This is a genomic window from Leptotrichia buccalis C-1013-b, from assembly GCF_000023905.1.
GTDB lineage: Bacteria > Fusobacteriota > Fusobacteriia > Fusobacteriales > Leptotrichiaceae > Leptotrichia > Leptotrichia buccalis.
The window spans coordinates 879,842-893,099 of record NC_013192.1 but is presented as its reverse complement, the minus strand read 5'-3'; the positions used below and the strand labels follow the sequence as shown (position 1 = coordinate 893,099).

The following is a 13,258-nucleotide window of genomic DNA, read 5'->3' as shown; positions in this document are numbered from 1 at the left end:
TTTTTAAATATCAATTTTAATTTATATTTCTTTAAAATTTTTCTGTTTTTATTTAAAAACTTCCTTTTAACATTCCTAAAAAATATATCACTGCAATAGAAACAATTATTATTATTCCCAGATTTGTCTTCCTAAAAGTTAAATATGCCACGATTGCCATTCCAATCAGAACTCTTATTATGTCAAATTTTGTACTCCCAGTAGATGTGAAAATGTCTGGAAATACTAATACTGTCAGTACTGTATAAGGAAGTGCTTCAAAGAATTTATTAACTTTTAGGTTATTTTCTGGAATTTTTACAAATATTGGCAATGTCCTCAGTATTACCGTCATGATTATGAGTGTCATCAAAATCATTGTTAAAATCCCTAAATTTTCGTTATAATTCAATCTTATCACTTCCTTTCCTTTTATCAATTTCATCGTTTTCCTGCTTTTCAGGATTTTCATTATAATAAAGCTGTGCATATATAAAACTTGCCAAAAACATCGTCAAAATCATAACCCATCCTGAACTTACCTTATTTAAAATAGGCAAAAATGAAAATGCCATTTTTATAATAAGTGCCAGCAAAACAATTCTTATATATTTAAAATTTTGGCTCAAAGCCATTATTAGCATGCTGAAAAATATAGAATAAAGCACAAAATTCATACTTGTCATAAGTGATTCAGGCAATTTTTCACCAAATATCGCTCCAAAAATTGTACCAAAACAGTAGCAAAAATATGGAATTGTATTTACTCCCATCATATACCACGCATTTGTTGCCTTTTTCAATGTCAGATATGTTACAGTTTCATCAGTAAGCCCCACGCCTACCAGAAACTTCTGAAAAATAGGAGTTTTTTCACCAAGCTGTCTAAAAATAACGATATTTAACAGTAAATATCTTAAATTGATAAGAGCAATAGATAAAATCACTTCAACTGGAGGCGACTTCATCACATAAAGTATCTTTAACAGTAATGAATGAGCCCCTCCTGCATACATTCCAAACGATGTAAGCCCAATCATTGGCAAAATTTGGGAAAAACTTTTGGCTGAAATCAGTCCAATTGCAACTCCAAAGGGAATATAGGCAATTCCAATTCCAGTACCATCTTTTAATCCCTTTAAATAGTTTTCCAATTTTCTTATTTGTGCCATTTTTTGTTCTGATTCCTTCCTTATATAGTATTATTCTAACAATTTCAAAACAATTAGTCAAATATATAATATATATTTCTATCATATATAAAATATATTATTACTTTAATAATCCCCAATTTTTAGCCACACTTCCATTCGCTTTTAATGGAACTTTCTTAAATTTAACAGTATTTTCCATAATTTTTTCAATTTTTTCCATGTATTCCTTAGCAAATTCATCACGAACTTCAAAAATCAGTTCATCGTGAACTTGGAGAAGCATTTTGATATTTTCATCATTTTTAAACTCCTCATGAAGTTCAATCATAACTTTTTTTATAATATTTGCTGCTGTTCCCTGAACGACAGTATTTACCGCCATTCTCACAGCCTGTGCCTGTACATTTTTATTTGTAGCATTAATTCCGCTAATGTATCTTCTCGTACCGTAAAAAGTTTCTACAAAACCGTGAAGTTTAGCCGTTTCTGTCACAATATCCAAAAATTTTCTGACTCTCGGATATTCCTCAAAATATGTCGTAATATATTGAGAAGCCTCCTGAACTGTAATTCCCAGTTCCTTTGACAACCCAAACGGAGTTTTTCCATACAGAATACTAAAATTAATTACTTTTGCAATACTTCTCTCATGCCGTGAAATCTCATCTTCTTCGGTTTTGAAAAATATCTTTCTTGCCGTCAAGTTATGCAAATCCTGATTATCCTGATACGCCTGTACTAAATGCCTATCTTTTGACAATTCAGCCAAAACTCTCAATTCAATTTGTGAATAGTCAAATGAAATCAAGCTATGTCCTTCTTTTGATACAAAACCTGTACGAATCCTTATTCCATCATCTGTTCTCACAGGAATATTCTGTAAATTTGGATTTGCTGACGAAAGCCGTCCAGTAGATGTCCCATTTTGGTTAAAAGTCGTATGAATCCTTTCCTCTTTATCCGCCAGTTTTGGAATTGGCTCAATGTATGTTGATAATAATTTCTTATAAGCCCTGTATTCCAGAAGCTTTTTCCCAATCATACGTTTGTCTTCTGTCAATTCTCGATTGTTTGCAATCATTTCCAGAACTTCCACATTTGTTGAATATCCAGTTTTTGTCTTTTTACCTGATGGAATCTGTAATTTTTCAAACAAAACTTCTCCTAATTGTTGTGGCGAATCAATATTAAATTCTCCATCAGCAAGTTTATAAATATCACTTTGAAGCATATTTATCTTTTCTTCCAGCTCATTCTGAAATTCACTGAAATATTTTTTATCAATTTTTATTCCAGTTTCTTCCATTTGTGCCAATACTGGTATTAATCGACTTTCCAGCTTGTCAAATATATTTAAGAACTGCTCATTTTGTAATCTATTTCTAAAAATTATTTCCAATTTATAAATAAAAAACGTTCTCTTTGATAAAAACTCACAAACCACATCATCAGAAACATCGCTAAAATCCTTCTTTCTTCGTTCCTTTTTAAATTGCTCCTCAAAAGTTGCAATCTCAACACCAAACTCATCTAAAATTATTTCCTCGATTTCCTGCAAACTTTCTGTCCCAAGTACATATCTTGCAAGCAAAATATCAAAATATTCCGTGCATTTTATCCCGAATCTCTCTTCATTTATCCCATAAGTTTTTCCACCAACAGAGTATCCAAAATACTCACTTTCTCCACTTTTCATATACTCTTTCACATTATAGGCAATAATTTCTTTCTCACTCAATAATTTATAAATATTCTCAATATTTTTTTTGTTGTCTTCTTTTTCAGCAGTATTCTCACCTAAACTGAACAAGTTAATTTGAACTTCAGCTCCTGATTTTTCATAATTTTTATTTTGTAAAATATTTTTCAATTCACTATCCAAAAGCACAATATTCATTTTTTCATCGCAAATGGAAAGTCCAAGCATATTCTCAAAAATTGCCACTTTTTTATCCATTTTCTCAATCACAGAATAAGCATCATTCCAGCTCACAACTTTTCCATAATTTTTCTCAAAATACACTTTTTCATCTTTAATTTTCTTGGTTTTTTCAGTTTTCTGATTTTCTAGTGCGATCTCTTCCTGCTTTTTCTTCTGAGCCTCATATTCTATTGCCAATTCTTCTTTTAAAACTTGAATTTCATCAATTTTTTTATCTATTTCTGAATTATGCTCATACTCTACATGCTCATAAAAATGTGAAATTCCATCAAAAATTGGATTTTCCTTATCATACTCCAATTCCTGCTTTTCAATTTTTTCTCTTTCAAATCTCTCTTTTTCCAATTTTTCTTCAGTAATTTTTTTATTTTTTTCTAAAACTAACTTCTCTTCTTCAGTAAGTTCCTTCTGATTACCATTTTGCAAGAATCTTTCCTTTTCTTCTTCCACAGCTTTAGAAAATCTTTTAAAATTAAGCTCTTCATAAAGTTTTAAAAGACTGTCAAAATCCTTTTCCTCAAATTTCAATTTATTTTTATCGTATTCAACATCAAGCTCCCTTTTCACAGTTGCAAGTTCCCGACTTATAAAGGCATTTTCCTTGTCAGTCAGTAATTTTTCCTTCTGTTTCCCTTTTATTTCATCAATATTTTCGTAAATTCCTTCCAAATTTCCATAAGTCGTAATAAGTTTCACTCCATTTTTAGGTCCAATCCCAGCAACTCCTGGAATTCCGTCCGACTTATCTCCCATAAGCCCAAACAAATCAGGAATCTTATCAGGCGTAACTCCCAAATATTCAACTACATCTTCATCAGTCTTTATATGTTTAAATGCAGAATTTTTATCCCCTTTTCCAAGCAAGGCAATGTTAATTTTTCCATCTACAAGCTGTGTCAAATCCTTATCCCCAGTTATTACAAAAACCTCAATTTGTTCATCAGCATCGTTAGAAAATTTAGTGGCAAAAGTGGCAATAACATCATCCGCTTCCTGCCCAGCCTTCTTATATTTCGGAATTCTATACCCATCCAATACCTTCATAATAGTATCAATCTGCATAACCAGCTCTTCAGGCATACTTTCCCTATGTGCCTTATACGTTTCCAACTCCCCAGTTCTCTCCAACTCGTCCCTTTTCACATCCAGGCAAGCCACCAGATAATCAGGCCTAAACTCCCTAATCACACTTTCCAGCGTATTAATAAATCCAAATGTCGCCCCAGTAGACATCCCGCTGCTATTTCTCATTCCCATCAGTGCAAAATGGCTTCTATACATAATCGCACTCGTATCCAATATAACTGCTCTTTTCAACTTAATTATTCCTCTTTTCTTTAAATTTTAACAATATTCATATTTGTATATTTTACCATTTTTACATTTTTTCTCAAAGCATTTTTTCTTAATTTAATAATACATCTTAAATATTAATTTTATAATTCTGTTCTCATACTAAATCTCATTTAAATAACAAATTTATTACAAACTTTTCCAATAAAAATAGTAAAAACTGTTATTAAACAAGATAATCTAATACTAACACCCCCATAAAAACAAGAAGTTTTAATTCCCTAATAATCAAAATTTAGTAAATATTCACTATGTAAACAGGATTAATATTACTATAACAAAATTTTCTATAAAAAAATAACCTCCTATCTTAAATAAATTTCAAGAAAAAGAGATTATTTTTATATAATTTTACTTACAAAAATTTTCCAAAGTTCAAAAATGTTTTATATTTCTGATTTTAGAATTTTGAAAATTCTAATTTGCTAAATTAAGCTTCCTGTGTTGCATATCCTCCTTCAATTGCAACTTCCTTCACTTTTTCCTTCTTCTGTTTTATTTTTAGTGAAAAAGTTCCAGTTCCAGCCTGATTTCCGTATTCTTCAATATAATCAACCACAAACACGTTTGTCATGTCGATTTTTCTTACCATTTGTCCTGCTGAGATTATTTCAAGGCTAGCTTGTCTGTAAGCGTCGCTTGCTTCTGATGGTACTAACGACCATTGTGCGACTTTTCTTGTATCGTCTTCTGTATCTCCACTTGCTGCTGCCAGTATTTTTCCACGAATTTCCAAGATTACTCCCAAGTCTGTCGCTCTCGCATTTGAATCATCAGGCGTTTCAGAAATGTATTTTACATCTAGAATGCTTTCCTTATCAAGTAAAATTTCATTTTCCTGCCCTTTTACACTCAATCTGAATCCCATAATTATTCCCCCTGTTTTATTTTTGACAATTAAATAATAGTACTATTTTAAAAATTAATTTAATTTTAATCATCTGTTATTATTTTACCTCAAAAATATTTATTTGTCAAGAAAATAATTAATATTATTTTAATTAATCTAAAAGATATATTTTTAAAGCTATTTCTTCATCAAATGGAATTGGAACTGCAACAAACTTCTTTCCAGCATCAATCATTCTTGCAATAATTTCACTTTGATTCTTTGGCAAATATCCTACTTTTTCCTTATTGGAATTAAACACAGCCACTGCATTTAGGGAAATACCGTTAAATTCACGGAATAAATCCAATTGAACTTCATCTTTAATTTTAATTGCAAAATTTCTGATATATTTAGCTCCTTCCAAATAAGTATCCAGTAGAAAAAGTCGTTTTGATTTTTTCGTATATTTATCAATTAATGTTTTTGCATATTCAAACATCATTTCCTTGCCAAGCTGGATTTTTTCCTCTCGTCCGTTATTTTTATGAATAACAAGAACTCCATTTCCAAAATTGAACTCATTTATCATATAATTGCTCTGATTTTTTAAAAGTTCAAAATAGTCCATCATTTCCTCAAAAATCATAATTTCTTTCTGATTAATCTGAAAAGAGCCTTTTTTAAGCTCAACCGATGTATTCTCAATATATGAATAATAAAATCTTCCATCAGGAAAAATTTCAATATCATAATTTCCCCCATAATAAAGTCCATCAAACTCAAGTTTTATCCCACTAAAATTATTTATTAACATTTATTTTTCACCTCTTTCACATTTCTAGTAAAATTTTTCTGTAAAAAACATTTCTGAAAAGTACTAGTTTAGTACAGAATTTTCTGAAATATTTTTGAAAATTTTCCCTATTTTAAGCCTTCCAGCTTTCCTTCAAGAAATAATTTTAAATTTTTCTCAACATCGTCCATCAGTTTTATCATGCTTTTTTCAGATTTCCAAGCAATATGCGGTGTAATTAAAATATTATCCAGCTCAAATAATTTAGAATTTTTTTCAATTGGCTCAACACTTGTAACATCAACAGCCGCTGATTTTATTATTTTATTTTTTAGCGCAAAATACAAATCTTCCTGATTTATTACAGGTCCTCTCGCTAAATTCAAAATTACTGCACTTTTCTTCATCTTTTTCATTTTTTCAAGATTTATAAGATTCCGTGTCGAATCAGTCAGCGGGACATGAAGCGTTAAAACATCACATTTTTCGAGAACTTCATCCAAGTCATATTGTAAAATCCCATCTTTTTCAATTACAGAGTTAGTTTTTCCATAATCCTTTTCATTATTTTTTACCACCATTACCTTCATTCCCAATATTTCTGCAACTTGAGCAACTCTCTTGCCAATATTTCCAAATCCCACAATTCCTAAAATTTTCCCATCTGCATCATCTATCGGATATTTCTGATATTCAGGAACAGCAACATTTATCCATTTTCCTTCCTTAACTTCCTCATAATATTTATTAACAGGCGTTAATTCATTCAATAAAAAAGTAATCGCAAGTTGTGCCACAGAATTAGTCGAATACCCCGAAACATTCGCTACTTTTATTCCAAACTCATTTGCGCTTTTCACATCAATATGGTTAAATCCTGTCGCTGTAATAAGTATCAATTTAAGTTTTTCAGCCTTCTCAAACTGCTTTTTTCCCAATTTTATCCGAGTCGTTATTACAACATCCACATCCTTTATTCTCTCGTCAATTTCGCTAGAATCAGTATCTTCATACTCAATGTATTTACCGTATTTAGAAAATTTTTCTTTCAAATCAATAGGTCCAGCCGTAATTCTGTCCAAATAAACTATCTTTAAATTTTTATCCATAATTATCCTCTCTCTTTAGTTAATTTAATTTTTACATATTTATAAAAAGTTATTTTATCAAATTATATTTTTCAATTAAAAAATATATACGTTTAATGTCAATTTTTTTACTTAAATCAAAGATTAAAAGCCTCTTACTAACAATTTTTATTTTGTATGGTAAATCTTTTCCATTAACAAATATTCTTACTTTAAACTTTTAATTTTGACAAAAATAAGGATTTTATTCAAAAAATTATCTAAAAAATTTAATTTACGAATTATATTCTCAAAATTTTTAATTCTTATAGAAAATTAATCTATATAATATCCACATCTGCTTTTAATTTATAAATAACATCTTTTCTTTCTACAATAATCATAACTTTTTCCTTCAATTCCTTATCCCGCTTTATTTTTTGCAATAATTTTTTAGCTGGATTTATAGCAATAGCCTTGCCTACATTTTTGAACATTGTCAGGTCACCTGTTGTATCTCCGTAAGCATATGATTTTGTCAAATCTATTTTGTACATTTTACAAAAATCTGCTATTGCTTTTTGTTTACTCTTGGCATCCCACATTGGTATCACTTTTCCTGTAAAAATGCCATTTTCATTAACTTCATAAGTAGATGCCCTGTAATCCTTAACTCCATATCTTTCAGCCATTTTGCTTACAAGAAAATCTGGACTTCCAGAAATAATTATAACTTTGTGATTTCTTTCCTTATGATATTTGAGCCTCTCACGTGTATATCGGTAAACTTTGTCTCCTTTAAGTTTCATTACTCTTTTCGCAATAAAATCCATATCCTCTTTGCTAAAATTCTTTAATGCTTCCATATAAGTCTGGACAAGTTCATCCAGATAATCATCATAATCCCCAGTCCTATTTTCCCACTTGGAAAATTTCTCCTTAACTTTCCCTTCCCAAGTCATCATATCAATATATTCATACTGCACAAGCATTTTAAAATGCTCAATCAGCAAAGAATCCCTATAAATTGTTCCATCTATATCAAAAAATGCTGCTACATTTTTTTTCATCCGCATTCTCCCTTACTTAAATTTTAATATTCTTTTTATTGCTATATTTTAACCTATTTTTTTAGAATTTCAAATAAAATAAACAAGAAAAAGCATTTGTAAACTAAAAATAGCCATGCTTTATTAACAAAAGTACAGCTATTTTACTGATTAATATTTTAAAATTTACAAATTGTGCCCGCAATAGTCAAGGGTAAAATGCAATTTACAATACAATTTGTGCTATTAAAACTTTTATGGGCTGGAATAAAATAGCAAATGTACAGAAATTTACAATACAATTTGTGCTATTAAAACCTCCAAAAATAGTCGAAACTATCGCTCCTTGTTTTGATTTACAATACAATTTGTGCTATTAAAACTTTGATAATTATTCATTAGAATTATGTGATAAAAAATTTACAATACAATTTGTGCTATTAAAACGATTTTATTTGGCGATATTATTATAACTCAAAAGGATTTACAATACAATTTGTGCTATTAAAACCTTGCGCAGTGGGCTAAGAACTGCTACACTAGACGATTTACAATACAATTTGTGCTATTAAAACGTCAGTTACAAGAAAAATTTGCTTTCACCGAAGATGATTTACAATACAATTTGTGCTATTAAAACCTTCGTTTCAAGGGTCGTCTTCCGCTCACTAGACAATTTACAATACAATTTGTGCTATTAAAACGTACCTTCAGAATTTTTAAAGGCTCTTCAATTCTCCATTTACAATACAATTTGTGCTATTAAAACACTTGTTTACCATTTCTTACATACATAAAATCTTCTATTTACAATACAATTTGTGCTATTAAAACAGGCAAAGGAACTTATCTTTGAAAACAACCACAAAGATTTACAATACAATTTGTGCTATTAAAACTTGGAAAAAGTATTATCAAATAACTAAGGAAGATAATTTACAATACAATTTGTGCTATTAAAACACATCCCGAATACGATTTTTCAATTGCCAGTTTATAATTTACAATACAATTTGTGCTATTAAAACACTGTATGTTCAGAACTGGATAGAAAAAGCAGAATTGATTTACAATACAATTTGTGCTATTAAAACATGAACATAATCTTAAAACTGACGAATACGGTTATTATTTACAATACAATTTGTGCTATTAAAACATACTGGAAAACCTGAAAGAATATGAGGAACTGTAACATTTACAATACAATTTGTGCTATTAAAACCCAGTTCAAAAATATCCATATTTTCCTTATAGACAAAATTTACAATACAATTTGTGCTATTAAAACCTAAATTTTATTTCTCTCATTATTCGTCCTCCCAACATTTACAATACAATTTGTGCTATTAAAACCAGAATTAAGAAATTATTTAAGAAATAAATTTTTAATTTACAATACAATTTGTGCTATTAAAACAGCCGCTTCAAAAATAGAAGAAAAGCTATCAAAATTATTTACAATACAATTTGTGCTATTAAAACTTTATGTCCATAAATCACACTCCTACAGATGATTGTATTTACAATACAATTTGTGCTATTAAAACTTATTTTTATTGTGATGTAAAAACATACAAAGATAAATTTACAATACAATTTGTGCTATTAAAACTTTTGAAAAAACATACCCTTTCCATATTTCATAATTATTTACAATACAATTTGTGCTATTAAAACCAAACATATTATCATTTAAATTATATGATTGAGTAAATTTACAATACAATTTGTGCTATTAAAACCAAGGCCACGCCCGCAAAAGTCCCAATTACCATTATATTTACAATACAATTTGTGCTATTAAAACTACTACTCAATTATTATCTACACCTCCTTAATATCAATTTACAATACAATTTGTGCTATTAAAACACAAAACAATCTGCATCGTAAAGAACAAAAATTTGAATTTACAATACAATTTGTGCTATTAAAACATGAAAAGAAAGAAGATGACTTACTGCACGAAATTGATTTACAATACAATTTGTGCTATTAAAACCTTATAAAAGCGTCAAAAGGGAAATCGGTAAACATAATTTACAATACAATTTGTGCTATTAAAACGAAAGTTCAGAGTACAGATTAGTACAAGATACTGTATTTACAATACAATTTGTGCTATTAAAACATTGCTTCAGCAATTCCCATAAACAGTCCTGCAACATTTACAATACAATTTGTGCTATTAAAACCACTACAACGTTTAATGGAGTGTATGATTGTGAATATTTACAATACAATTTGTGCTATTAAAACAATAAAGCATCTTCCAAATCTTTTCTCTTAATATCAATTTACAATACAATTTGTGCTATTAAAACTTAAAGTCAAGAACTTGTGCAATTTGCGGAAGAAAATTTACAATACAATTTGTGCTATTAAAACTTATTGTTATTGTTAGCAACTACTTCTATTTGTATATTTACAATACAATTTGTGCTATTAAAACTTGTCAGAAATCGCCGATATTGTTTTTAGAAACCTTTATTTACAATACAATTTGTGCTATTAAAACAAAGATATTCCAGTATTAGAGAATATAGTATTGAAATTTACAATACAATTTGTGCTATTAAAACACAATAACATTCAATTAAATAAAAGCCAATTCCGCAATTTACAATACAATTTGTGCTATTAAAACTAAAAAAGGCAAATTTTCAGATATGGAAGAATTCGATTTACAATACAATTTGTGCTATTAAAACAACATTAGTAAACAGCAACAACGAGAAAGTGAAAAATTTACAATACAATTTGTGCTATTAAAACATATTATTATCATCATTAATATACTTATTTTTTGATATTTACAATACAATTTGTGCTATTAAAACAATTAATCTTTAATTGTGTTAATTCCTCTAACACTAATTTACAATACAATTTGTGCTATTAAAACAAGTTCAGATATGAAAATAATTTATCATTGATTTAAATTTACAATACAATTTGTGCTATTAAAACAATATTTAATAACTTTTGGAAAGAGACAATTTGTATATTTACAATACAATTTGTGCTATTAAAACTAAAGAAATTAAAAGAATATGATTATATAAATGAATATTTACAATACAATTTGTGCTATTAAAACTTTTTAAAGGTACTGGTAGAAAATAAGGGGAGTTGAATTTACAATACAATTTGTGCTATTAAAACCACACTTGGCACAACTGAAGGGCTGCGGGCGGGAAATTTACAATACAATTTGTGCTATTAAAACCCAACGTCCATTAATTCCTTGAGCAAATGTGTAAGCATTTACAATACAATTTGTGCTATTAAAACAGATGGCAAAACTAACTAAATTTAAAGCACAACAAGATTTACAATACAATTTGTGCTATTAAAACTACAGAAGGCTGAAAAAGGTTTTTGGCGATATAACTATTTACAATACAATTTGTGCTATTAAAACATCTTTCAAGATGTGTTCAGCAGTTTCCTCAAAAGTATTTACAATACAATTTGTGCTATTAAAACTTTTCTTCTTGCTCGAAATCTTTTAAGTCCTTTTTCATTTACAATACAATTTGTGCTATTAAAACTTTAAGATTAATATTCCCTTCTTCGTCTTTTACATCATTTACAATACAATTTGTGCTATTAAAACTATAATTTCTCTGTTTCCCAACAAGTATTTACTAAATTTACAATACAATTTGTGCTATTAAAACAAAAATTAATAAAAACTATAAGGAGATGTTGAATAAATTTACAATACAATTTGTGCTATTAAAACTCCATAATATCTATTGCATTTTTTCCATTAAAAACATTTACAATACAATTTGTGCTATTAAAACAAATAAGTATTAATTAACAAGTTTTATCAATTTTTAATTTACAATACAATTTGTGCTATTAAAACGATACCAATATGTAAAGGCAAGTACAAGGCAATATAATTTACAATACAATTTGTGCTATTAAAACAATTGTATCAAAGTTACCAAAGTCCAATAATTTTGATTTACAATACAATTTGTGCTATTAAAACAGAATTTTAGATGATATTTTAGGCTCAGATAAAGAAATTTACAATACAATTTGTGCTATTAAAACAGTTTGTATTCAAAAATTAAAGAATTAGAGAAAAATTTACAATACAATTTGTGCTATTAAAACGATTTAATTAGACCTAACCGAACGTGCCATACCTGTATTTACAATACAATTTGTGCTATTAAAACGTACACTTCTAGGAGAATTTGACACAAACAATACAAATTTACAATACAATTTGTGCTATTAAAACAATTAAACTCAAAAATAAAGCCTTTAATGGTATTATATTTACAATACAATTTGTGCTATTAAAACGTTTTCTAATAATGTTGTTGTAATCTCCGTTTACACATTTACAATACAATTTGTGCTATTAAAACTTTACCAGCCAGTCCCAACATTCCATATAATACAATTATTTACAATACAATTTGTGCTATTAAAACAGCAATAATACGATTATTTACGGTCCGGCGGCGGAATTTACAATACAATTTGTGCTATTAAAACATTTAAAGTTGAGAAACAAATAGTAAATATTCACAAATTTACAATACAATTTGTGCTATTAAAACCACAAAACGAAAAACTTGTTGAAGTCCTTAACAGGCATTTACAATACAATTTGTGCTATTAAAACTTTTGATAAAAAGTATAGTATAATAATATCAAGAAAGCATTTACAATACAATTTGTGCTATTAAAACTTGAAAGAATCGTTCTCGATTATATCGAAGACGCAAATTTACAATACAATTTGTGCTATTAAAACTTGGAAGTAAGTTTAAGTCAAGCATACAAAGTGATTATTTACAATACAATTTGTGCTATTAAAACATGATTTAGACTTATTGCATTATGTATTTACTAATCATTTACAATACAATTTGTGCTATTAAAACCGAGTGCAAATTAAAAACAACATTGGCAAAGAGGAGATTTACAATACAATTTGTGCTATTAAAACTTCCTTGTCAGTGGTATTAAATACAGCTTTAAGATGATTTACAATACAATTTGTGCTATTAAAACACAACATTAAAACGGATATTAAATGGGTTGAAAAGCATTT

7 protein-coding genes and 1 CRISPR repeat array (1 of these 8 only partly in view) are annotated in these 13,258 nt (G+C 28.4%); all 7 genes read right to left on the bottom strand.

Annotated features, from left to right (window positions below):
* Positions 1-52 precede the first annotated feature (52 nt).
* Positions 53-391 carry an AzlD domain-containing protein gene (locus tag LEBU_RS04065; RefSeq protein ID WP_420805365.1) on the bottom strand — a complete coding sequence of 113 codons (339 nt, stop codon included), beginning with the start codon at positions 389-391 and terminating at the stop codon, positions 53-55.
* The gene (locus LEBU_RS04060) at positions 381-1,151 is read right to left on the bottom strand and encodes an AzlC family ABC transporter permease (protein ID WP_015769062.1); all 771 of its coding nucleotides are present in this window, start codon (positions 1,149-1,151) and stop codon (positions 381-383) included. Before LEBU_RS04060 ends, LEBU_RS04065 begins: the two co-directional genes overlap by 11 nt.
* A gap of 100 nt (positions 1,152-1,251) precedes the next feature.
* Positions 1,252-4,392: a DNA polymerase I gene (polA, locus tag LEBU_RS04055; protein ID WP_015769061.1), complete on the bottom strand. Its 3,141-nt coding sequence runs from the start codon at positions 4,390-4,392 to the stop codon at positions 1,252-1,254.
* Positions 4,393-4,858: 466 nt separating this feature from the next.
* Positions 4,859-5,296 carry a hypothetical protein gene (locus tag LEBU_RS04050; RefSeq protein WP_015769060.1) on the bottom strand — a complete coding sequence of 146 codons (438 nt, stop codon included), beginning with the start codon at positions 5,294-5,296 and terminating at the stop codon, positions 4,859-4,861.
* Positions 5,297-5,429: 133 nt separating this feature from the next.
* A complete protein-coding gene (locus LEBU_RS04045; RefSeq protein WP_015769059.1) occupies positions 5,430-6,074 on the bottom strand; it encodes an HIRAN domain-containing protein in 645 nt (214 codons plus the stop codon).
* 107 nt (positions 6,075-6,181) lie between these two features.
* A complete protein-coding gene (locus LEBU_RS04040; RefSeq protein ID WP_015769058.1) occupies positions 6,182-7,162 on the bottom strand; it encodes an NAD(P)-dependent oxidoreductase in 981 nt (326 codons plus the stop codon).
* Between the two features lie 299 nt (positions 7,163-7,461).
* Positions 7,462-8,190 carry an HAD family hydrolase gene (locus tag LEBU_RS04035; protein ID WP_015769057.1) on the bottom strand — a complete coding sequence of 243 codons (729 nt, stop codon included), beginning with the start codon at positions 8,188-8,190 and terminating at the stop codon, positions 7,462-7,464.
* Between the two features lie 203 nt (positions 8,191-8,393).
* A CRISPR array of direct repeats spans positions 8,394-13,258; the repeat unit is 29 nt; unit sequence ATTTACAATACAATTTGTGCTATTAAAAC; it runs 541 nt beyond the window's last position.

What these genes read in the sequence shown, in the direction of transcription:
- LEBU_RS04060 (WP_015769062.1), bottom strand. Translation starts at nt 1,151, where the DNA reads ATGGCACAAATAAGAAAATTGGAAAACTATTTAAAGGGATTAAAAGAT.
- LEBU_RS04050 (WP_015769060.1), bottom strand. Translation starts at nt 5,296, where the DNA reads ATGGGATTCAGATTGAGTGTAAAAGGGCAGGAAAATGAAATTTTACTT.
- LEBU_RS04035 (WP_015769057.1), bottom strand. Translation starts at nt 8,190, where the DNA reads ATGAAAAAAAATGTAGCAGCATTTTTTGATATAGATGGAACAATTTAT.
- LEBU_RS04045 (WP_015769059.1), bottom strand. Translation starts at nt 6,074, where the DNA reads ATGTTAATAAATAATTTTAGTGGGATAAAACTTGAGTTTGATGGACTT.
- LEBU_RS04040 (WP_015769058.1), bottom strand. Translation starts at nt 7,162, where the DNA reads ATGGATAAAAATTTAAAGATAGTTTATTTGGACAGAATTACGGCTGGA.